A 22,352-nucleotide genomic window follows, 5' to 3' on the forward strand; every position below is an offset into this window, starting at 1 on the left:
TGCAGGCGCGGCGGCCGGAGCTGCCGCCGCTGCGGCGGAGCCCGCGACCGAGGCCGCCGTCACCGGCTGGCAGGCCGTCACGGCGGCGCTGTCGGATTACGCCAGCAAGGCGCGTGAGATCGGCGGCGATATCGGCCAGAGCCTCGTCGGCGCCTTCCAGTCGGCCGAGACGGCCGTAGGCAACTTCGTGAAGACCGGCAAGCTCGACTTCCGCGACATGGTCACGTCGATGATCGCCGACCTTGCCCAGCTCGCGGCGCGGCGGTTCATCCTTGGGCCGATCGCCAATGCGCTCTCGGGCGTATTCTCAGGGGCGGGCGGCATCTTCGCCAACGTCCTGCATGCGGGCAGGATGGTCGGATCGGCTGGGCCCACGAGGATGCTCCCGGCCATGGCCTTCGCCGCCGCGCCCCGGATGCATTCCGGCGGGATGGCCGGCCTCCGCCCTGACGAGGTGCCCGCGATCCTGCAGCGGGGCGAGCGGGTGCTGTCCCGGCGCGAAGCGCAGGCCTACGGCGGAGGCGGCGTCAACGTCACCATTATGGCCCGCGACGCCGAGAGCTTCCGGCAGTCCCGCACGCAGGTCGCGGCCGACATTGCCCGCGCCGTGTCGCTCGGGCGGAGGGGCATGTGATGGCGTTCCATGAGGTCCGGTTTCCCGAAAATATCAGCCGGGGCGCGCGGGGTGGGCCGGAAAGGCGCACGCAGATCGTCGAGCTCGCCTCGGGCGACGAGGAACGCAACGCCAGTTGGGCCAACTCGCGCCGCCGTTACGATGTGGCCTATGGCATCCGCCGCGCGGACGATCTGGCGGCGGTGGTCGCCTTCTTCGAGGCGCGGAATGGTCGCCTCCATGGCTTCCGGTTCAAGGATTGGGGCGACCACAAGTCATGCCTGCCGTCGGGCACGCCGGCGCCCACCGACCAGGCGATCGGCACCGGCGACGGCGCGACGACCGCCTTCCAGCTGGTCAAGCGCTACGCCTCCGGCGCGCAATCCTGGACGCGTGCCATCGCCAAGCCGGTGGCGGGCACCGTGCGCGTCGCGCTCGGCGGGGTCGAGCAACCCTCCGGCTGGTCGGTCGACACCGCCACTGGCGTCGTCACCTTCGGTACTGCGCCAGGTTCCGGCGTCGCCATCACCGCGGGCTACGAATTCGACGTGCCCGTCCGTTTCGACACCGACGTGCTCGACGTCACTCTCGATCTCGAGCGTCTCGGCTCGATCACTTCCATTCCGCTGCTGGAACTGCGCCGATGAAGACCCTCGATACCGCCCTGCAGGCCCATCTCGACGAGGGCACGACGACGCTTGCCTGGTGCTGGCGCATCACGCGAGCCGATGGCGTCACCTTCGGCTTCACCGATCACGACCGGACGCTGAGCTTCGACGGGACCGACTTTGAGCCGGAAAGCGGGCTGACGGCCTCCGAGGTATGCTCGGGCTCTGACCTCTCGGTCGATGCGCAGGACGCCGAGGGAGTGCTGACCTCGGACCGGATCACCGAGACCGACATCCTCGACGGCCGCTCGGACAATGCTGAGGTCGAGGTCTGGCGGGTGAACTGGGCCGACACGAGTCAGCGCGTGCTGATGCGCCGGGGCGCCATCGGCCAGATCCGGCGCGGGCGGCTCGCTTTCGTCGCCGAGGTCCGCTCTCTCGCGCATGTGCTGGGCCAGACGGTCGGGCGGACGTTCCAGGCGACCTGCGATGCCGCGCTCGGCGATGCGCGCTGCGGCGTCGATCTGGAGGATCCGGCCTACAAGGGGACAGGCGCCGTCATCGATCTCCTGCGCGACCGGGCCTTCACCGCCTCGGGCCTCGGGAGCATCACCTCCGGCTGGTTCACTTTCGGCACGCTGGACTGGACGAGCGGCGCAAACACAGGGCGGCGCACCGAGGTGCTGGGCCATGACGTCGCGGACGGCGTGGCAATCCTGACCCTGCTCGAGGCGCCGGTGCGCGCGATTGCGGAGGACGACGCGTTCACCATCCGTGCGGGCTGCGACAAGCGGATGGAGACCTGCGGGGCGAAGTTCGCCAACACCGCCAACTTTCGGGGTTTCCCGCACATCCCCGGCCAAGACGCCGTGCTGCGCTACGCCACCAAGGATGGTGGCCACGAGGGAGGCGTCCTATGACGCAACCCCGCGCATTGGCTGACCCCGCGCGCGTCATCGCCATTGCGCGGTCTTGGCTCGGCACGCCGTACCACGACCAGGCCAGCCTGCGCAGCGTCGGCTGCGATTGCCTCGGGCTGGCACGGGGCGTCTGGCGCGAGGTCGTCGGCCCCGAGCCTTTCCCGATACCGCCCTACAGCCGCGACTGGGGCGAGACGGGGCCGCGCGAGGTGCTGGCCGAGGGCGCGCGCCGGATGATGATCGAGGTGCTGCCCGCCGAAATCGGTCCCGGAGCACTGCTCCTCTTCCGGATGAAGCCCCGGGCCATCGCCAAACATGTCGGGATCCTCACCGGGCCCGGCACTTTTCTGCATGCCTACGAGCGGCTCGGCGTGGTCGAGGAGCCGCTCACCCCATCCTGGCGGCGGCGCATCGCCTTCGCTTTCCTGTTTCCGCAACACTGAGACCCCGACATGGCAACGCTCGTTCTCGGCGCGGCCGGCGCCGCCATTGGAGGTTCGATCGGCGGCGCGATCCTCGGCGTCAGCGCCGCCACCATCGGCGGCTTCATCGGCTCCACCATCGGCTCGGTCGTCGACAGCTGGATCATCTCGTCGTTGGCGCCCACCCAGCGCATCGAGGGCGCGCGGCTCGACAGTCTCCGGATCACGTCCTCAACCGAGGGCGCGGTCATCCCGAGGCTCTATGGCCGGATGCGGATGGGCGGCAACATCATCTGGGCGACGGATTTCCGCGAGGAGACGAAGACCACCACGCAGGGCGGCGTCAAGGGCGGCGGGGGTGGCAAGGTCAAGACCACCGAGTATTTGTACTATGCCAGCTTCGCGGTGGCCTTGTGCGAGGGCCCGATCACCGGCGTCGGCCGCATCTGGGCCGACGGCAAGCCGATGGACCTCTCCGGCGTCACCTGGCGCTGGTATCCGGGCGACGAGGCGCAAACGGCGGACCCATTCATTGCGGCGAAGATGGGTGCCGCCAGCACGCCCGCCTATCGCGGTACGGCCTATGTGGTCTTCGAGGAACTGGCGCTCTCGACCTACGGCAACCGCCTGCCGCAGCTGTCCTTCGAGGTGTTCCGGCCGCTCGCCGATCCCGACACCGCCGAGGGACTGACCCGTACCGTTACCATGATCCCGGCCTCGGGCGAATTCACCTACGCGACGCAGGCGATCCGAAAGACCGATGGCGGCGCGACGGTGCCCGAGAACCTGAATGCGCTGGCCGACTCCACCGACATGGTGGAGGCGCTGGACCGGCTGCAGGCGATGGCGCCTGCGGTCGAGAGCGTCAGCCTCGTGGTGGCGTGGTTCGGCGACGACCTGCGCGCAGGCTCCTGCAAGGTGCGGCCGGGCGTCGAGGTCTCGGCCAAATCCACCACGCCCGCCAGCTGGTCGGTGAACGGCGTCAGCCGCGCCAATGCCTTCCTCGTCAGCCGCGACGAGCAGGACCGCCCTGTCTATGGCGGCACGCCGTCCGACTTCGCCGTGGTACAGGCGATCCAAGAGATGAAGGCGCGCGGGCTGCGCGTCACCTTCTACCCGTTCATCCTGATGGATGTGCCGCCCGACAACACGCTGCCGAACCCGTATTCCGACAACGCCGCCGAGACGGGGCAGCCTGTATTCCCGTGGCGCGGTCGGATCACCTGTTCTCCGGCGGCTGGCTACGCCGGCAGCGCCGACAAGACCGCCACAGCCGCAAGCCAGGTAGCGGCGCTGTTCGGCGCGGCGACGCCCGCGAGCTTCAGCGTCTCGGGTCAATCGGTTTCGTGGACCGGGCCAACCGGGGACTGGGGCCTGCGCCGCATGGTGCTGCACTACGCCCATCTCTGCGCGGCAGCGGGCGGGGTCGATGCGTTCCTGATCGGGACCGAGATGCCGGGGCTGACCACGATCCGCTCGGGCGTCAGCACCTATCCGGCGGTGCAGGCGTATCGGGATCTGCTCGCGGATGTCCGCTCGATCCTCGGGTCCGGCACCAGGATCGGCTATGCTGCGGACTGGTCGGAATACTTCGGCCACCAGCCGGGTGACAGCAGCGGCGACGTGTTCTTCCACCTCGACCCGCTCTGGGCCGATCCCGAGATCGATTTCGTCGGCATCGACAACTACATGCCGCTCTCCGACTGGCGGGACGGGTTCGAGCACGAAGACGCGGCCGAGGGCTGGCCCGCGATCTACGACCGGGCGTACCTGCAGGCAAACATCGCGGGCGGCGAAGGCTTCGACTGGTTCTATGCCAGCGCCGCCGACCGCTCCGCGCAGGTGCGCACCCCGATCACCGACGGTGCCGCGGCCAAGCCGTGGGTCTTCCGCTACAAGGATCTGCGCGCCTGGTGGTCGAACGCGCATTTCGACCGCCCCGGTGGGGTCGAAGGCGCGACGCCAACGGCGTGGGCGCCGCAATCGAAGCCTATCTGGTTCACCGAGCTCGGCTGTCCGGCAATCGACCGGGGCAGCAACCAGCCCAACGTCTTCTTCGACCCCAAGTCCTCCGAGAGCTTCACGCCGTATTTCTCGCGGGGCTGGCGCGATGACGCGATCCAGCGGGCCTATCTCGAGGCGACATATCTCTGGTGGGGCGATGCCGCGAACAACCCGATCTCCGCCGTCTTCGGCGGCCGGATGGTTCACGTCCCCGAATGCGCCGCTTGGACCTGGGATGCGCGGCCCTATCCGTTCTTCCCGGCGCTGACCGACGTCTGGACGGACGGCGCGAACTGGCGGCTCGGGCACTGGTTGACCGGTCGGCTGGGAGCGGTGTCGCTGGCCGCGCTCGTGCGGCACCTCTGCCTGCGCGCCGGGCTGCCCGAGTCCCGGATCGACGTCACCGGGCTTTGGGGCGCGGTCGAGGGCTATGCCATCACGGCGCTGGAAAGCCCACGCGCCTCGATCACGACGCTGTCGCGCCATTTCGGCTTCGACGCGGTGGAAATCGAGGGCGTGATCCGGTTCGTCATGCGCGGCCGGGCCTCTGTCGCCACCCTGATGCCCGACGATCTGGTGGCCGGTCGTGAAGGCGACGTGCTGGAACTGACGCGCGGCCAGGAGACCGAACTGCCGCAGGCCCTGAAGTGGCAGGTCGCGCGGGCGGACGAGGATTACGACGCGGCCCTCGTCGAGGCGCGGCGCATCGCGGTGGACACGACGCGGATCGCCTCGGAGTCCTTCCCGGTGGCGGTGCCGCCCGAGGAGGCCGAGCGCCGCTGCCGCCGTGCGCTGATGGAGGCGTGGGTGGGGCGCGAGACGGCGGCGTTCCGTCTGCCGCCCTCGCGGCTCGCGCTGGATCCGGCCGACGTAATTCGGCTGGAGCATGACGGGCGGTTGGTCGATCTGCGGCTCGTCTCCATCGCCGACGCCGAGGCCCGCGGCATCGAGGCGGTCCGCCAGGACCGGGCGACCTACGATCTGCCGCCCGGCGATCCCCGCGCGGCGTCGCTGACGCGGGCCGTCGTGTTCGGCGCACCGGATGCGGTGCTGATGGACCTGCCGCCGCTGACAGAGGACCAGCCCGCACACCGGCCACTGGTCGCTGCGCACGCGGTTCCCTGGCCCGGCGAGATGGCGGCGTTCCGCAGCCCCTCGACCGATGGCTTCGAGCTGCTGACCACGTTTGGCAGCCGTGGGCGGATGGGGGCGCTTGTTTCGGACCTCTATGCGGGGCCCACTTCGCGCTTCGATCTTGGAAACGCGCTGTTGGTCGATCTGCTGACCGGCACGCTGGAAAGCGTCACCGACCTAACTCTCTTTGGCGGGGCGAACGCGCTCGCCATCGAGAGCGCGCCCGGCACCTGGGAGATCGTGCAGGCGGGCGCGGCGGAACTGCTGGCGCCGGGTCGGTATCGGCTGACCCGCTTGCTGCGGGGTCAGCGCGGCACCGAGGGTACAATGGGCAACCCCGCGTCCGCGGGCGCCCGGGTCGTTGTGCTCGACGACAGCCTCGCCTCGCTGCCGATCGCGGAGGCCGATCTCGGCATCCCATGGAACTGGCGCATCGGCCCGGCGAGCCGCACGGTCAGCGACGAGACCTATGTCGCGCAGGCCTTCACGCCTGAGGGCGTCGGGCTGCGGCCGTTTTCGGTCGCGCATGTCGAGCAGCCATGGCGCACTCCGCGCACGTCCGGTGATCTGACGATCCGCTGGACCCGCCGATCCCGCGCGCTCGCCGCCGACAGCTGGGGCGGGCTCGAGGTGCCTATGGCCGAGGAGCTGGAGGCCTATGAGGTCGAGATCCTCGACGGCGAGACGGTGAAGCGGGTGCTGAGCACGGCCACCACCAGCGCTGTCTACACCGCAGCCCAGCAGACCGCCGACTGGGGCGCTCCGCTCGGCCCCGGCGACAACCTCACCGTCCGCATCTTCCAGCTCTCCGCCCTCGTGGGGCGGGGCGCGCCCAAGACCGTCACGCTGACACTCTGAAGGCCATCCCATGTCCGACGCCACCACCCATCTCCTGCTGCCCTACATTCTGGCGGCGCAGGCCCAGAAGCACGTCACCCACAACGAGGCGCTGCGGATCCTCGACGGGCTTGTCCAGCTCTCCGTTCTCGACCGGGACCTGACTGCGCCGCCTGGTTCGCCAGCCGATGGCGACCGCTACATCGTCGCCTCCGGCGCGACGGGCGACTGGGCGGGGTGGGACCTGAACGTCGCGCTCTGGACCGATGGTGCCTGGCTTCGCCTGCCGCCACGCACCGGCTGGCGCGCGTGGGTCGAGGACCAGGGACTGCTCCTGGTCTACGACGGCGCGGGCTGGGTTGGGACGACACCGGCTGCGTTGCAGAACCTCGCGCTGCTGGGGCTTGGCACCAGAGCGGACGCGTCGAACCCGTTCTCGGCCAAGCTCAACGCCGCGCTCTGGGCGGCGAAGACCGTGGCCGAGGGCGGCACCGGCGACCTGTTCTACACCATGAACAAGGAGGCGGCAGGCGACGATCTCGGCCTGACCCTGCAGACCGGCTTCGTGACCAAGGCGCTGGTGGGCCTCTTCGGCTCAGACCGCTTCCGGCTCGCGGTCTCCGCCGACGGCAGCACCTTCTTCGACGGGCTCAGCGTCAACAACGCCACCGGCATCGTTGATCAGCCGCGACTGCCACGCTTCAAGGCGTACACGAACTACGACAACTATGTCGGCGTCGGAACCTGGACGAAGATCGGCCTCAATAACACCGACTACAACGACCAGGGCGCGTTTGACGCCGCGAACAATCACTTCGTCGCCCCGGTTGACGGCACTTACCTCTTCGGCGCGACGCTCATGTACAAGGTCAACGCCAGTACCACCGCGCGCATGCGCGGGCGGCTGGTGCTGAACGGCACGACCGAAATCCGCGGCTCCCTCGGCGAAATCTCCGCCACCCACGTCTCGCTCGCCACCGCGATCTGGCTGCAGACCATGGTGCCGCTCACCGCGGGCGATACCGTCGAGCTGCATGGGTATTTCCGGGTCGCGGATGGCTACTTCGCCGCCGATCACACGTCCTTCTGGGGTTGCAAGGTCGGCTGAGCGGCGGAAGGAGGATCCGATGACACCACCCCGATCCGACGGCTTCGTCCGCATCCCCGACGCAGAGTTCGAGGCGATCCTGACCCGGGCGGCGGAGGAAGGCGCGAAGCGCGCGCTCGCGGATGTCGGGCTCGACGGCGACGAGGCCGCGCTCGACATCCGCGATCTCCGTTCGCTCGTCGACTGCATCCGGCTCGTGCGCCGCACCGCGATGCAGACTGCCGTCCGCATGATCACCACCGGCGTCATGCTGGCGCTGCTCGCGGGCATCGCCATCAAGCTGAAGATCTTCGGCGGCGGCCCGTAGCCGCGCCCCATCCCCATTCATCAGCCCGCAATGACCCGCCCTTCGAGGCGGGTTCTTTCGTTTCGGAGGACCCCCATGACCACGACATTCCATCGCTATTGGCGCGACGTTGCGGAGAGCGCATGGCGCTGGCGGAATTTCAGCCCAGCCGAGATCGCCTGCCGGGGCACCGGCAAGCTGCTGGTCAATGAACCCGCCCTCGACAGGCTGCAGGCGTTGCGCGACCGGCTGGGCAAGCCGCTGATCGTCCGCTCGGCCTATCGCAGCCCCGAGCACAATCGCGCCGTGGGTGGCGCCACCCGGTCGAAGCATCTCGACGGCGCCGCCTTCGACATCGCCATGGCGAACCACGACCCGGTGGCGTTCGAGGCCGCGACGCGCGAGGTCGGGTTCCTCGGCTTCGGGTTCTACCCACGATCAGGGTTCATTCATGTCGATCTTGGCCCCGCGCGTCAGTGGGGCGAGCGGTTCCCGGTCCGGACGACGGCATTTGCAGCGGAGACGCCGCCCGCGCGCGAGGTGCTGGCTGACAGCCGCACCATGAAGGGTGGAGGCGCGGCCGGAGTGGCGACGCTGGGTGCCGCGGGTGTCGAGGTGGCGCAGAGCGTCCTCGCCGAGACCCAGACCGCGATCCTGCCGCTCGTGCCGTATCTCGATGCGCTCCGCTGGGTGTTTATCGCCGTGGCACTGGGTGGCATCGCGGTCACGATCTACGCCCGGCTCGATGATTGGAAACGGGGGCAGCGATGATTGCCACCTTGCTCGGCGCAATAGCTGTCAGCCCGTGGATGCGGGCGGCGCTGCGCTACGGAGCCATCGCGGTCGCCGTGCTCCTGTTCCTGCTTTCGCTTCGGCGGTCCGGCGAGCGCGCGGGACGCCTCGCCGAACGCCTCGAAACAACGGAGAATGCCAATGACGTCAGACGCCGGATGCTGGATGCGGCGGCTCGCCGCCCTCGCGATCGCAGCGATCTCGCTGACCGGCTGCGCGACGGTGAGTTCTGACGATGGCAGGCTCGTGACGTGTCCGCCCGTGGTCGAGTATGGCCGGGAGCTCCAGGCGCGGGCGGCCGAGGAATTGGCCGGACTGCCGGAGGGATCGATGATCGTTGAAATGCTGAGCGATTACTCTGTCATGCGCGACCAGGCGCGGGCCTGTAAATAGCGTAGCGCGGTCCGCTCAGGGTTGACGTGCGTTGTGGTCGCCGATCTCGATCTGAAGTTCTTCTGTTCGCAGCCAGATTGACAGGGTTTCCGTCGAGGCCTCCACCTGTTCCGGCTTCCGCAGGGCGCACTCCCATACCGTCGCCACGCGCCACCCGTCTTCGAGGAGTCTTGTGCGAACGGCGCTGTCTCGAGCGGCGTTCGCATCGAATTTCGCCCGCCAGAACTCCGGCCGGGTTGCCGGTACGGTCGCGTAGCGGCACCCCTCGTGTCGGTGCCAGAAGCAGCCATGCACAAAGACCACGGCTCGGTGCTTCGGAAGGATGAGGTCCGGTCGACCGTGAACCTTGCCGGAATGAAGCCGGAAGCGGAACCCGCGCGCGTGCAATGCCCGCCTGACAGCCAGCTCGGGCCTGGTGTTCTTTCCACTGATCCCCGACATCATCCGGGATCGGGTCTGCTGGTCCACGATATCGGTCACATCCGTCCTGGTCTTCGTCCCTGAACCTGGTATACACCGGCTGAATGAAATTCGTCAGGAGCCTGATTTGCCTTCCACTTTCGGCATTGTCGATCTGTTCGCCGGCCCGGGCGGACTTGGCGAGGGGTTCGCTTCCCTCGTCGAGGACGGCCATGCGCCGTTCCGGATCGGCATTTCGGTCGAGAAGGAGGCGTCGGCCCATCGGACCCTGACACTGCGTGCCTTTCTGCGCGAGTATCGTGCACGTCATGGCGTCTTGCCGAAAGAGTTCATCGATTTCCATGCCGGGCTGGCATCCGAACCGGACTGGTCAGCCGTCGATGCCGAATCGTGGCAGCATGCCATCGACGAAGCTCGCGCGCTTGAGCTCGGCACCGGGGCTGCGGCGACCGCCATAGATGGCGCCATCGCGACGCTGAAAGCAAAGTACGACGACACGATCCTGATCGGCGGCCCGCCATGTCAGGCCTATTCCTTGGTGGGGCGCGTCCGTTCCAGAGGCAAGGTCGGATACGTCCCGGAGGAGGATGCGCGGCACTACCTCTTTCGCGAGTACATCCGGGTCCTCGACAAGCTTCGCCCGGCCGCCTTCGTTATGGAAAACGTCAAGGGCATGCTCTCGTCGACAGTCGAGAGCCGGCTTGTCTTCGAGATGCTGATGGAGGATCTGTCCTCGCTCGGTACAGGTCACGCCCATCACTACGAACTTCATGCCGTCCGGGTCGAGGATGGCAAGGCCAGCCTGCAGGAGGCGTCACAGCCCTCGGATTTCATCGTGCGCTCCGAAGCGTTCGGAGTTCCGCAGCGTCGCCACAGGGTGATTGTCGTCGGCATACGCTCGGACCTCGCTGAACGGGCTAGCGATGCCCAGATCGCTGTGTCGGGCAGCGTACGGACCGTCCGCGACGTCATCGGAAAGATGCCCGCCTTGCGGAGCGGCATCAGCCGCGGGCTCGACAACACGGCCGCCTGGCGAGAAGAAGTCCTCGGCGCCGCGAACATGCTGGCTGGCATATTCGGGGGGAAGGATGACCGGGCGCTCCGCGAAGCGTTCCTGACCGTTTCAGAGCAAGTGAGGGAAAACCCGCCTATCGTTCGGGCTGCGTCACGGCTGCCAGACGGCTACGGCACTTCAAACGATGAGTTGCTGCAGTGGATCGAGCGACCGGAACTTCGCGCGATCGCCCAGCACGAGACGCGCCGGCACATGGCGTCGGATCTGGGCCGCTATCTGTTTGCTGCCGTGTTCGGTACCGTCCATGGCTACAGCCCGAAGGCCGCCGATTTTCCTCTGGTGCTCAGCCCCGATCACCGGAACTGGCACAGCGGTGTGTTCAATGACCGCTTCCGGGTTCAGCTGGCGGACGAGGCATCGACCACGGTTACGAGCCACATCTCAAAGGATGGCCACTACTTCATTCACCCCGATCCCATCCAGTGCCGGAGCCTGACGGTTCGCGAAGCTGCTCGTCTGCAGACCTTTCCCGACGATTACCTGTTCCTCGGCAACCGCACGCAGCAGTATGTCCAGGTCGGAAACGCTGTGCCGCCGCTCTTGGCACGTCAGATCGCAGCGGTTGTGCACGTCACACTTCAAAAAACCAGCATCCAGCGAACGCATACGTTCGTTTCAGCGAACGATTGACAATCGTTCGCTCAGGTGAGATATATGGTTCGCGCCAGCATACGGCGCTGTGCGTAACTCATCTGGATGGAGCGTAGGGGCGAGGCAAATCCCGAGCAGAAGCGTCGTTGGGCCCAGTCCACGGCGGGTCTGTGGAAATGTCTCTTCGACTGCGACCGCATTCCCTTCCAGATCATCGCGGAGAACCCATGTCGCTCTCATCCCTTCTTAAGGACCTGCGCGTCCAATCGGGCCAATCTCTCCAGCAGGTGGCCGAAAAGGTCGGGTCGTCCAAGGCCTACCTGTCCGAGCTCGAACGCGGCGTGGCGAAGAACCCGGGCATCGACGTGCTGAAGGCGCTCGCCCACAACTACGGCGTTTCCGTTGCGACGCTGATTGGCGAAGCTGACGCGGCGCCGCTGCCCCCGCCCGTGGCCGGTCAGGTCGAGGCATGGGTCAGCAACATCCGGAAGGAGCAGGCTGCCGGGCTGGATCTCGAAACCGCGGCAAACGAGGCTCGCGCGTCATTCGAGCGACTTCTTGGCCCGCTCGACCCGCAGCACGAGGCGAACTGGAAGGCGGCTGTCAGCGAGCTTGAAGCCGCGTTCGAGCGGAAGATCGAGTATCTTGGCAACTATTCGCTCCGCAAGCCGCGACGGCCGCACTGGTATGACGGTCCGCGCGCGGGCGATCTGCACTGGCCGAAGCTCGAGGCCTTCCTGCTGTCTCGCAAGGGCTGGTCGAAAGAGACCGTTGCGAGCATCGACGCAACATCGACCGAGGTAGTCTCGCTTCTCGAAAATCCTGCCCAGAGCGAGTTCCGGGGTCGAGGACTGGTGGTCGGCTATGTTCAGAGTGGGAAGACTGCCAACATGGAGGCGGTCATCGCCAAGGCGGTCGATGCCGGGTACCGCTTCGTGATCATCCTGACTGGCATGACAAATTCGCTTCGAACGCAGACTCAGGATCGCATCGAATCCGATCTGGTCGATCGCAACAAGTACGGGTGGCACAGCCACACCACAAGCGACTCCGACTTCCGGAAGCCGGCGAGTAAGTGGTTTTCGATTATGGACCCGGTGCAGATCGCTGCCGTGAAGAAGAATGTGGCGCCACTTGAAGCGCTTCTCGGCACGATCGAGAAGACGCCGCCAACGCACCGCGCGCGCATGCCTGTGCTTATTGTAGATGACGAATGCGATCAGGCCGGCGTCAATGCGACCGGCAGTCAGTACAACATGACGGCGATCAACGCGCTCATCCGCAAGATTCTCGCGGCACTGCCGAAGGTCCAATACGTCGGATACACGGCGACGCCCTTTGCAAACGTGCTGATCAACCCGGAGAAGCCGACCGGCGGCCTGGACGACCTATATCCCGAGGACTTCATCACGAGCCTGCCAAAGCCCGAAGGCTATTTCGGTCCGGAGAGCCTGTTCGGGCGCGACCCGATCGATGCCGATGACGAGAAACCGGAGGAGTCCGGACTCGACATGATCCGTGGGGTCGATGACGCCGAGGTAGCCCTCGTCCGTCCACCGTCAGCGAAGGACCGGTTCACCTTTGAGCCCGGCATCCCGAAATCGCTCGACAAGGCGCTTTCCTACTTCGTGCTTGCAACCGCCGCCCGCTATGTACGTGGGCAGTCGCGCCAGCACAGTTCGATGCTGGTGCACACGACGGTCTACACGCACCCGCATCACGCGCTTGCCGACAAGATCGCGGCCTGGCAGAAAGGGCTCGCCAAGAAGATCTCGAAGGGCGACGAGAAGACGTTCGATCGACTTGAGAAGCTCTGGCTCGAAGAGGCGGCCAAGGTCGATGCGGGTCGCTTCGGCCTTGCGCCGACATCGTTCAGCGCGCTGAAGCCTGAGCTCGAGAAGGTCCTCGATGACATCGCGATCGTGGTCGAGAACAGCGACAGCGAGACGCGGCTCGACTACGCGTCGGGGCCGAAGAAGTACATCGTGGTCGGCGGCTCGGTGCTCGCGCGTGGTCTCACAATTGAGGGGCTGGTCGTCAGCTACTTCGTGCGCTCATCGAACCAGTACGACACCCTCCTTCAGATGGGCCGATGGTTCGGATATCGGCCCGGTTACGAGGACCTCCCGCGGATCTGGATGACCGACGACCTGCGGACATCGTTCCGCGATCTGGCGACGGTCGAGGCCGAGATCCGGGCCGACATTCAGCAGTACCGCAAACGCGAGGTGACACCGGCGGATTTCTCGATCCGGGTGCGACGCATTCCTGGATTGGCCATCACCGCTGCCAAGAAGATGTATGCGGCCAAGGCATGCGACGTGAGCTTCTCGGGAGAGCACATCCAGACCATACGCTTCCCGCACCGTGACGAGGACTTTCTTCGGCACAACTGGGAGGCTGCGGCCGAGCTGGTCGATGCGGCAGCGAGCCAAGGTATCAAGCCTGCGCGGCGCGGCCGCCTGATCGAAGGCGTATCCTTCGATCTCGCCATGAAGTTTCTGGAGACTTACAGAAGTGACCAGCGCGATCTGATCTCGGGAAAGCTGTTGGAATACATCCGGCTCGAGGCGAGTCGGGCCGATCAGCCGTACGAAACCTGGAACATCGCGATCGTCGAAACAGGCGGAACCCGCCGCTCCGTTGAGCCGCTTGGTGCCTTCGGCAATGTCGGCCTCGTCAACCGGGCACGCCTCAAGGGACTGACACGCGACGGTCTCGCCGACATCAAGGCTCTGATGTCGCGGGACGACGTGCTTATGGACGTCACCGGCTCGCCCGATGACAGGTCTTGGGACAGCGTTAAGGAATTCCGTCAGGCGCTGGTCGGTGACCGCATTCCACTGCTGCTCCTTTACGCAATCGATGAGGCGTCGGTACCGAGGTCTGAGAAGCTGCGCGAACCGCTCGGCGCGGTGCGCGACATGCTGGGATTTGGCCTCGTTCTGCCAGAGCGGGGCGCAAAGACAAGCTATGTCCGCGTCCCGATCAACCAGGACGACGGCGACGAGGAGGACGTTCAGGCAGACATCGACGGCGATGCCGGACAGGCTGCGAAATGACGGACGGAACCCGTGCGGGCATCGGCTGGGAACGCCTGCGGCAGGAGTCAGGTGCGCAGGCGAGTGATCTGGGCGTGCCCTCCCTGGTGCTTGACGCCTCGGCTGGCGCTGGCCCCGCCCGCCTCGCGATAGGAGCTGAGCGCGAAGCGCGGCTTCTTGTCCCGCTCGCAGCCGGTGAGCGGTTCCCGATGGTCCACGATACGCACGGTCTTGAACTCAGGGACAGCGTGCTTCTGCTGCAGGGACAGCCGGTCCGGTTCATCGATGTCGCCTGCCGCGGCGAGCGTCTCGAGGCCGTCTTCGAGAAGCTGGTCGATGAAATCGTTCGGCGCCTGAGGGGGGGCGCCGCGCCGGCGAACGCGCTCGAGGATGCAATCACCGACTTTCGCAATCTCCTCTCGGGCGCTAACCGCGAGCGTCCTACGATCGAAACCGCACTCGGGCTGATTGGCGAGCTCATCATCCTGAACCGGCTACTTCTTGTTGATCCTGACGCCTGGCAACTCTGGACCGGGCCGGCTGGCGGCCGTCACGACTTCCGTGGCGGTGACCGGGCAATCGAGGTCAAGACTTCGCTTCGTGCCCATTCCCGGATCGTGGAGGTATCTGCAATTGACCAGCTGGCAGCGCCCCCCGGCGGACATCTGCTGCTCGCGCACTGCGTGCTCGAGTATGACGGGGCTGGGCCTCTTTCGGTTGTGGGTGAGGCGACGCATGCGTGCACGATCGCAAGCGATCCTGCCGCCGTGGCCGATCGTCTCGCCCTGCTCGGATACGATCAGGCCCAGGCCGATGAGTGGTCCTCGTTCAGGTTCTCCCTGTTCTCGCAGGAGCTCTATTCGGTGACCGACGGCTTTCCGCGGCTCACTCCCGCCTCGTTTGCGGAGGGAGAACTGCCGGTCGGGGTCAGCCACTTCCGCTACCGGGTGAATCTCGATTTTGCGTCGGAGTTTCGAGTCAGGCCCGCCGAGGCCGACAATGCGCTTCAGGAGATAGTGTCATGTCTAAGCCCCTGAGTCTCCATGCGGAATGCTTCGCGGCTGCAGGTGGCATGGCTGCCGACGGCATGAAGAAGCTTCTGGGCACACCTGCGCTGTCCCTGCTGGAGACGGTGGTGAGGGAGACGGTCCAGAACAGCTGGGATGCACGGCTCGTCGAGTCCGGCGTCGGCTACAGGATTGGCTTGCGAGAGCTGCGGCCCGAGGAGGCTGCCATTCTCCGCGATGAGATTCTCGCCAAGCTCCCTCCATCCAAGGAGTCCGCAGACCCACTGCTTGCCTACCTTTCCTCGAAGCATCCGGTCGTCATGGAGATTTCCGACTGGAGGACCCGTGGCCTCGGCGGTCCATCTCGGGCGAACGTGCTGCCGAAGCCAGGAGAGCACAACGACTTCGTGAATTTCGTGCGCAACATGGGTGCCCGTCGTGACATGGCGGGCGGTGGCGGCACTTATGGTTACGGGAAGAGTTCGCTCTATCAGCTCAGTCGATGTGCCACGGTCCTCGTTGACTCGGTCTCGCTGACTCCTTCCGCGCGGATCGTTCACCGCTTCATTGGATGCCACTTGGGCGATGCCCACGACAGCAAGCGCCATGGCCGGCTGACCGGCCGCCACTGGTGGGGCGTGGCCGATGCCGACGACGCGGACGTCGTCGATCCGGTTACTGGTCGCAACGCCGTTCGGCTGCGGAAGGCGCTCGGGCTTCCTGATCGGGGAGCCGACGCCACGGGAACAACGCTGGTCGTGCTCGACCCCGATCTCGAGGACCGCCCGCTCGAGGCGGTTGCGGCCGAAATCCAGGAGGCGCTTCTCTGGTACCTCTGGCCAAAGATGCTCCTCGGCGCCGACGGCCAAAGGGCCATGGCCATCGAGGTCGAACTCAACGGAGAGCTGTTGCCGCTTCCGGACCCCGAAGATTTCCCGCCACTCGACCTGTTCGTTGAGGCCTATCGCGCTGTGAAGGCTGGAGGGCCAAACCTGAACAGGATCGCTTCCGAGCGGCCCATCCAGCACCTTGGCCTCTGCTCCATCAGACGCGGCTTCAGGAGGCCTCGACAGTTTCTAGGCGACCCCGCTGAAAGCATCATCCCGGCCACCAGTGCGCACATAGCGCTCATGCGTCCGGTTGAACTGGTCGTGAAGTACATAGAGGGCACCCACCTGCCAGGGGACACCGTCGAATGGGCCGGGGTCTTCATCTGTGACGACGATCCCGTAGTTGAGCAAGCTTTCGCCGACGCTGAGCCACCTGCCCACGACGACTGGATCCCGGACAAGATGCCGAAGAGCTGGGCAAAGACCTTCGTGCGGGTTGCGCTGGCAAGACTGAAGTACCTCGCGGCATCATACGCATATCCGGCTTCGTCCTCCACGTCCGGAGCATCCGAGCAGCCACCGCTTGCCAAGGCGGCCGACCTTCTCGGCAGCTGCATGCCCGCAATCGGAGGTACGGGCGGCGGTGGCGGCGGGTCGCGCGGCCGCGGAAATGGCCGAGGCGGCGGTGGTCGCGGCGGAGGCCGCAGCTGGCGGGTCAGCGAGCCACGTTTCGTAGCGTTGCAGGAAGGCGCTACCGGGGCCGAAGCGCTCTTCGAGATCGACGTGGACAACAATACGGAGCGGGCAATCCGCCTCACCGCCATACCTGCTCCTGTGATCGATGGTGTCTTGGCAGGTCCGGACGAGGGTGACGTCGTCGTCACGTTCGTCTGCTGGGAAGATCAGGACGGCAATCAGCTGACCACATCGCCTGAGCTGCTCGCAACGCCGGACGAGAGCGGCAGCTATCGTGCGCGGATCATCGTGCCTGATGTTGCAGCGGCCGGAGTGCGAGTGGCGGCAGCTGAGCAGGCACCATCATGACGGCCATTGCCTATCCCTTCCTTCGTCCCGGCCCCGACCGGATCAGTGCCGGGCCCTGGCTCGTCACGCGTGACGGCGAACCCTGCGTCTTCGCGGACGGCCACCTCGATCACTTTGACTACTCGACCAACCTCGAGGCAGTTCGTCATTTCAAAGTCGATGTGGAAGGGGTAGCCGCTGACACCGGGCTAAAGGCCGACGAGATCAGGCTCCTCTGCGTCGTCACTTTCGGCACCGGTGGCCGCCGCCTCCAGCGCGCGAGAAGAATTGTTACCCGGGAAGTGATCCAAGCCGGCCGCGAGGCTACTGTACTGGCGCTAGCAATCGATGGTCGCGAGGTCTCAGAGCTCTTCGTGCTCACGACCGAAATCATCCTTCTTTCGTCGGGTACGGTTCGTCGCCGGGTTTCGCCAGTCACGACAGGTGCAAGACTTTGGCGAGACGAATTCCGCGCCGCGGTGGAACCGCTCGGTGCGCGCTTCCCGATGGAAGCCGTGAGCTTTGCGACTGTTTTCCCCACCGGCCATGGTGATGCACTCTGGTACCTCGACTGGTCACCGCAGACCCTCCACCATGACTTCGCGACGTCGGTCCGACTGCTGATCAACCTGGACAGGCCGGCCTTTGTGGAAGCCGTGCAGCAAGCGGACGAGGTCACACTGAGGATGCTAATGTGCTCGGTAACCACCCAGATGGTCAGGTCGGCCATCGATCTCGATCATTTTCCGCTGGACCAAGCGGAGACCAGCCCTTCGTCGGTATCAGCGGTGATCGAGGCATGGGTGGAACAGGCATTCCCCGGACAGTCGGCGGAGGCTGTGCGGACGCTGGCACAGCATGACCCTTCACGCTTCGAGCTCGCGATCGGAAGCCTCTTTGCAGGAGAGTTCGGCAATGAGTGAGTTCCTCCTCATGCCCCGCCTCGACAACCACGGCGTTCGGCGACTGATTGGCATGCCAAACTTGCTGCGAACAGGCTCCATCAGCGAGCGAATGGAGGCGGCCGGCACTTCGGTCTCATATGCGTCCAGTGGCGGATCGCGAGCCGACGCGGCCGATCTGACAGAACTCCAAGAGCAAATCGGTGCCCTTGCCAAACGCTTCGGATTTCCGAACGAGGGTCGAGCCGCCGGCAGGGCCTCGTTCGATGCAGAATGTGCGCAGTGGCTGGTGGAGGCTCCCATCATCAGCGGCGGTGAGGCGTTGCGGGATGATGTCTGGGCATTCGTTGCATGTTGTATCGCCCCGGAGGTGGTGCTCTGGCGCTTCGAGGACGGCCACGCTGACCGCTTCCATGGTGGTCTGCGCAACACCTTCCAGCGGCTCTGGCTCCGAGCACGTTCGCTGGATCGGGGCGCAGGAGCGCCGCAACGGTGGCAACTCGTCGAGGCGCTGTCGGAGGATGCGGTGGTTCAGATTGTGGAAAGGCCATCCATCGGGGGCGACCCCATGCTCGCTCGCGCAATTGCAGAAGCTTGGCTCGCGACCGCGAACCGGATTGGTGCGCGCCGAATGGAGGATGTGACTCGCCGAGCGGTGCGAAGAATCAGGATCGACAACGAGATTACGTGCCTAGCCTCGTTGGGTGAGCCAGAGCTTGTCAGCCGACTGCAGGGATTTTTCGACGAGGCGGCGTTATGACCTTCGCGGCAACAAGATTGCTTGCAAGGTCAACTGAGGCCGAAGCGAAGTAGTCAGTAGCCCCAGCCAGAGCTGACAGGGGGATCGCCAAGCGGATCTTCAAGCTCGTCGACTGCCGGGAACAGATCACCTTCGCCCGCAAAGGATTTCGCGGCATCCAGTCCTGTTCGACGATCAATCTCGGCCAACCGTGAATGTACCCACTGCAGCATTCGGCCCAGATCCGAGTCGACGGATAGGCTGTCTTCTTGCGGCAGGCTGGAGATCCACTCGCGGATTTCTCGGGCCTCCCGACGCAGCTCAATTATCTGCCGCAAGCGAGAAAGTCGCGTCTCCTCGCGCTTGAGGCGGGCCTGCGCCAGCTGTCGCCGGTGCTGCAGAATCTTCCACTGTCTCTCGCGCTCCTCACGCTCTTCGCGGCGCACGCGAATGGTCTCGAGAATGAGTTCTATGCCTGCGACTATTTCGGGGACCATCCGTTCCACGCGTTGCGTCTTGCCGTCACCCCACGTCTTCCGCAGGCCGTCTGCCCACGCATCGATCGAGAACACGAGTTCGCCGGTCCACTCGGTCACATATTCCGGCCAGGGTGGACTGCTGCCGAACGAAATACTGTTCCAATCATTGCGCCGAAGGGACCGTGCCTGTTTCTCTTTCCGCTTCTCCTCACGAGCGACTTCTTCTGGGGTCGGTATGTATTTCAGCCTTCTCGTTCGTTCGAGCAGGGTGAAGCTGATCTTGTCCGCGCCCTTCTGAACGGACATCTTCTCCCCGTCCGCTGTCAGGCTCAGCCCGACCTCGTCGAGTGTCCGCGCCAACGCGTCGAGGAAAAAGCAAGCCCGTTCGGCGGACGCAGCGCCGACGATCACGCCACACTGGCCTGGCGCCGTGGCGCTGAGGACGCCCGCCTTGTCCGGCTTCTTGGTCCGAAGGAACTTCACCGTTGTCGCCACCGAGGCGTGTGGGTTTTCCATCAGAGGCATTGGGGATTCTGGCGTCGCCTTGATGGTAGCAGCCCGGACTTCCCGCTCAGCCTTTCGCTTGCGGGCGAGTTCGGTGACGCTGTCGGGAAGAGCTGAGGTGGCCCCGCGGATGCTTACCCGATCGAGGCTTCGATCCCTCAGTTCGAGGAACGGCGGCACTTTCGGTTGTTCTCCGGCTGCTACCTTGGCCCCGTACCCCCGCGGCGGTACGGGAATACGATGACGACTGCAGACCTTCGCGAGCCCCCGGTCCGATATCCCGAATTCCTGTGCAAGCGCTGTCATCGGTTTGCTCCAGACCAAGTCGTAGAGGTCCCGACGGCTAAGTATCTGTGAAGGCGACAATTCTTGAACTCTCCGCAATACAGCTTCGCGCGGAAGCAATATCCCGCAGCGCCGTTTTAGCTGTCATCGCCACCCGGATGAAACCTGGAGAAGGTTGGATGTCAGACCCACCCCCTCCGCCATAAATCCAGTGACTGGCTTGACCTAGGCTACTGTAAATACTACATCTTCACAGGACCTGCGATTAAGGTATCTGCGGATTTGGGTATTCCGCTACACATGTCGCTTTGACGATTTCGCGGTGCATTGCGGCGATAGCGTGGGAACACACTGGATCGAGCAGAAGCCATGTGACGTATGAATGACGACTTGCGTGGTCCGTGCGAGGCGTGTCGCGGAGCCTGATCGAGTTATTGGCCCAGACCTTTGCGGCAGCAATCAGATCACGGCGCTTCAGCAGGGCGTCCCTTTCTTGGAGAAGTCGCTCGAAGATCGGAATGTAGCGCTGGTCAGCTTCCACGAGGATGGCGACCTTGCGCAGACCGGCCTCCAACCTGTCCAGGGTGTCAGTATCGATCCTCATTTGCTCGCGTGAGGTCATGCGCAGTGTGGGCTCCATCTGCGGCTCCTTCGCCGCCGTGAAGCTGACCTATGCGCCAAATTTTCGGATGCGCGGGATTATCCACATGTATTAACAGCTTTCGGAAAGATATTCCAAAGAACAAACCGATTGGCCCGGAGGATTCCTGATAAGTCGAGCGCCTTTGCGACTGCGCTTTTGCCATGTCGCGATGTGGGATGGTGCCCATTTTGCACTGCTTATTGAGGTACGGGCGCCCGTTATCGGCTCGATTTTTTGACAACGGCCCTCGCAAGTCGTACGCTTCATCAGGGCGACCGAGCCACCCATCCGAGCACTGCTCTAGCCTGGCGGGGATGATGTCCCGGCTGATGGTGTAGCTCGCGACGGGCCTCGCGCTTATCGGCAGGCCGAGCTGGTCGGTCGCGCTGCGCCGCAGGCAGGCTGACCATGACATGATTGCAAACGGGGGCCAGCGTTTCCAGCGTCATGTATCGGCGGCGCTGAACCGTCCAGTCCTCGGTTTGCTCCATCAGGATCGCGCCGTTGAAGCGCTCGATCGGGTTGGTGCTGTGGAGCTTCGTCCGCTGCTGCGCATGGAAAGGTTTTGTAGGCCAGCACGTCTTCCCCGTCGCCATCCATCAAGGTGGCCAGCTTAAGCAGCTTCGGGCGCATCCGGTCTGCAACCTGGCACCATCGCGGCGTGATCCGGCTGGGCGAAGGCAGCGGCGATGACGGCCGACACGACCCGACGACCGCTCTTGCCGGCATGGGTCAGAGCATTGCGTCGGAAATGAACCCGGCAACGCCGCCAGGTGGCCGACAGGACGCGGGCCATGGCCGCCGTGATCCCATCGTGTGCGTCCGGGACGACCAGCTTGACGCCGGACGAGATGGCGCCGGTCGAGACCGCGAGCGACGCGACCTTCTACAAGTGGCGCTCGAGATATGGCGGCTGTGGGTGCTGTCGGGCGAGAGGCAAAGGTTCGGCTATCGGTGTCTGCACATCCTGCTGCGGCGGGAAGGCTGGGCGCTGAACTGGAAGAATCTCTCCCGGATCTACCGCGAGGAGGACCTCACCGTGCGCAAGCGTGGCGGCCGCAAGCGGGCGCTGGGGACCAGGACACCGATGGCGATGCCGCAGGGGCCGAACCAGCGCGGGTCTCTGGACTTCGTCTCGGACAACCTGAGCGATGGCCGCCGCTTCCGGATCCCGTGCGTCATCGACGACTTCAGCCGGGAATGCCTGGCGACCGTCGCCGACACATCGCTCTGCGGTCACCGCGTCGCCCGAGAACTGGATCGTATCGCCGAGGTCAGGGGACATCCCTGCATGGTGGTCCGCGACAACGGCACGGAACTGACATCTAACACCATCCTCAAATTGCAGGAGGATCGCCGGGTCGAATGGCATCACATCGCGTCCCGCTGCCCGTCAGCGGTTTGCCTGCAAACCGCGAGAGCGGAGAAAACCGATGCACAACGGCCTTGTCGAGAGCTTCAACAGCCGCCTTCGGGACGCGTCCTTCAACGAGCATCTGATCTCCAACCTGCGCCAGGCCAGGGAGCTGCTTGCGGCATGGCGCACTAATTACAACCACCACCGCCCGCACACGAGCCTCGGCGGGCTCACCCCCGTGGGAGTATCACCAAAGGTCGCAAGAGGACCAAACCCTGAACAGAACGAACCAGTAAGCGCGGACTCAAAGGGGAGCAGGTCAGGATCAATTTGGCATAC

General features: G+C 65.2%; 18 protein-coding genes and 2 pseudogenes. 16 read left to right on the plus strand and 4 right to left on the minus strand.

Annotated features, from left to right (window positions below; translation table 11 throughout):
- From RX333_RS07325 to RX333_RS07365, 9 genes are all read left to right on the plus strand, one after another.
- Window positions 1–634 (plus strand): phage tail tape measure C-terminal domain-containing protein (locus RX333_RS07325; protein WP_316014276.1); only part of this gene is annotated, 634 nt, incomplete at its 5' end.
- On the plus strand, window positions 634–1,260 hold the full coding sequence (locus tag RX333_RS07330; protein WP_316014277.1) for a DUF2460 domain-containing protein: 627 nt from the start codon (window positions 634–636) through the stop codon (window positions 1,258–1,260). The genes RX333_RS07325 and RX333_RS07330, both read left to right, overlap by 1 nt.
- Entirely contained in the window at window positions 1,257–2,141 is an 885-nt protein-coding gene (locus tag RX333_RS07335) for a DUF2163 domain-containing protein (protein WP_316014278.1), read from the plus strand. The genes RX333_RS07330 and RX333_RS07335 overlap by 4 nt, the downstream gene beginning before the upstream one ends.
- Complete coding sequence (locus RX333_RS07340; protein WP_316014279.1) at window positions 2,138–2,584, plus strand: NlpC/P60 family protein; 447 nt, start codon at window positions 2,138–2,140, stop codon at window positions 2,582–2,584. Before RX333_RS07335 ends, RX333_RS07340 begins: the two co-directional genes overlap by 4 nt.
- Before the next feature lie 9 nt (window positions 2,585–2,593).
- Complete coding sequence (locus RX333_RS07345; RefSeq protein ID WP_316014280.1) at window positions 2,594–6,559, plus strand: glycoside hydrolase TIM-barrel-like domain-containing protein; 3,966 nt, start codon at window positions 2,594–2,596, stop codon at window positions 6,557–6,559.
- A gap of 10 nt (window positions 6,560–6,569) precedes the next feature.
- Window positions 6,570–7,646, plus strand: a complete 1,077-nt coding sequence (locus tag RX333_RS07350) for a DUF2793 domain-containing protein (RefSeq protein WP_316014281.1) — start codon at window positions 6,570–6,572, stop codon at window positions 7,644–7,646.
- A gap of 19 nt (window positions 7,647–7,665) precedes the next feature.
- Window positions 7,666–7,953: a DUF6127 family protein gene (locus tag RX333_RS07355; RefSeq protein WP_316014282.1), complete on the plus strand. Its 288-nt coding sequence runs from the start codon at window positions 7,666–7,668 to the stop codon at window positions 7,951–7,953.
- 75 nt (window positions 7,954–8,028) lie between these two features.
- The gene (locus RX333_RS07360; RefSeq protein ID WP_316014283.1) at window positions 8,029–8,703 is read left to right on the plus strand and encodes a YcbK family protein; all 675 of its coding nucleotides are present in this window, start codon (window positions 8,029–8,031) and stop codon (window positions 8,701–8,703) included.
- Window positions 8,700–8,957 carry a hypothetical protein gene (locus RX333_RS07365; RefSeq protein ID WP_316014284.1) on the plus strand — a complete coding sequence of 86 codons (258 nt, stop codon included), beginning with the start codon at window positions 8,700–8,702 and terminating at the stop codon, window positions 8,955–8,957. Before RX333_RS07360 ends, RX333_RS07365 begins: the two co-directional genes overlap by 4 nt.
- A 175-nt stretch (window positions 8,958–9,132) precedes the next feature.
- On the opposite strand, the gene RX333_RS07370 is transcribed toward RX333_RS07365, so the two are convergent.
- Window positions 9,133–9,597 (minus strand): very short patch repair endonuclease, encoded by a 465-nt coding sequence (locus tag RX333_RS07370; RefSeq protein WP_316014285.1) that lies wholly within the window; start codon window positions 9,595–9,597, stop codon window positions 9,133–9,135.
- 67 nt (window positions 9,598–9,664) lie between these two features.
- Here RX333_RS07370 and RX333_RS07375 point away from each other — a divergent pair, with 67 nt between their 5' ends.
- From RX333_RS07375 to RX333_RS07400, 6 genes are all read left to right on the plus strand, one after another.
- Window positions 9,665–11,242 (plus strand): DNA cytosine methyltransferase, encoded by a 1,578-nt coding sequence (locus RX333_RS07375; RefSeq protein ID WP_316014286.1) that lies wholly within the window; start codon window positions 9,665–9,667, stop codon window positions 11,240–11,242.
- A gap of 188 nt (window positions 11,243–11,430) precedes the next feature.
- Window positions 11,431–14,265, plus strand: coding sequence for a Z1 domain-containing protein (locus RX333_RS07380; protein WP_316014287.1), 2,835 nt, complete (start codon window positions 11,431–11,433; stop codon window positions 14,263–14,265).
- Window positions 14,262–15,281, plus strand: coding sequence for a PD-(D/E)XK motif protein (locus tag RX333_RS07385; protein WP_316014288.1), 1,020 nt, complete (start codon window positions 14,262–14,264; stop codon window positions 15,279–15,281). The genes RX333_RS07380 and RX333_RS07385 overlap by 4 nt, the downstream gene beginning before the upstream one ends.
- Window positions 15,266–17,125 carry a hypothetical protein gene (locus RX333_RS07390; RefSeq protein ID WP_316014289.1) on the plus strand — a complete coding sequence of 620 codons (1,860 nt, stop codon included), beginning with the start codon at window positions 15,266–15,268 and terminating at the stop codon, window positions 17,123–17,125. The genes RX333_RS07385 and RX333_RS07390 overlap by 16 nt, the downstream gene beginning before the upstream one ends.
- On the plus strand, window positions 17,122–18,027 hold the full coding sequence (locus tag RX333_RS07395; RefSeq protein ID WP_316014290.1) for a hypothetical protein: 906 nt from the start codon (window positions 17,122–17,124) through the stop codon (window positions 18,025–18,027). Before RX333_RS07390 ends, RX333_RS07395 begins: the two co-directional genes overlap by 4 nt.
- Window positions 18,020–18,766 (plus strand): hypothetical protein, encoded by a 747-nt coding sequence (locus RX333_RS07400; RefSeq protein ID WP_316014291.1) that lies wholly within the window; start codon window positions 18,020–18,022, stop codon window positions 18,764–18,766. Before RX333_RS07395 ends, RX333_RS07400 begins: the two co-directional genes overlap by 8 nt.
- A gap of 53 nt (window positions 18,767–18,819) precedes the next feature.
- Here the strand turns inward: RX333_RS07400 and RX333_RS07405 are convergent, their stop codons facing one another.
- From RX333_RS07405 to RX333_RS07415, 3 genes and pseudogenes are all read right to left on the minus strand, one after another.
- Window positions 18,820–20,034, minus strand: a complete 1,215-nt coding sequence (locus RX333_RS07405) for a hypothetical protein (protein ID WP_316014292.1) — start codon at window positions 20,032–20,034, stop codon at window positions 18,820–18,822.
- Window positions 20,035–20,278: 244 nt separating this feature from the next.
- Entirely contained in the window at window positions 20,279–20,653 is a 375-nt protein-coding gene (locus RX333_RS07410; protein WP_316014293.1) for a hypothetical protein, read from the minus strand.
- 383 nt (window positions 20,654–21,036) lie between these two features.
- A pseudogene (locus RX333_RS07415) lies at window positions 21,037–21,503 on the minus strand (transposase); the annotation flags it as partial.
- A 63-nt stretch (window positions 21,504–21,566) separates the two neighbouring features.
- On the opposite strand from RX333_RS07415, the pseudogene RX333_RS07420 reads away from it, so the two are divergent.
- Window positions 21,567–22,309: pseudogene (locus RX333_RS07420) on the plus strand (integrase core domain-containing protein); the annotation flags it as partial.
- Window positions 22,310–22,352: the final 43 nt, after the last annotated feature.

Source organism: Roseobacter sp. HKCCA0434 (genome assembly GCF_032464675.1).
Classification (GTDB): Bacteria; Pseudomonadota; Alphaproteobacteria; order Rhodobacterales; family Rhodobacteraceae; genus Pontivivens.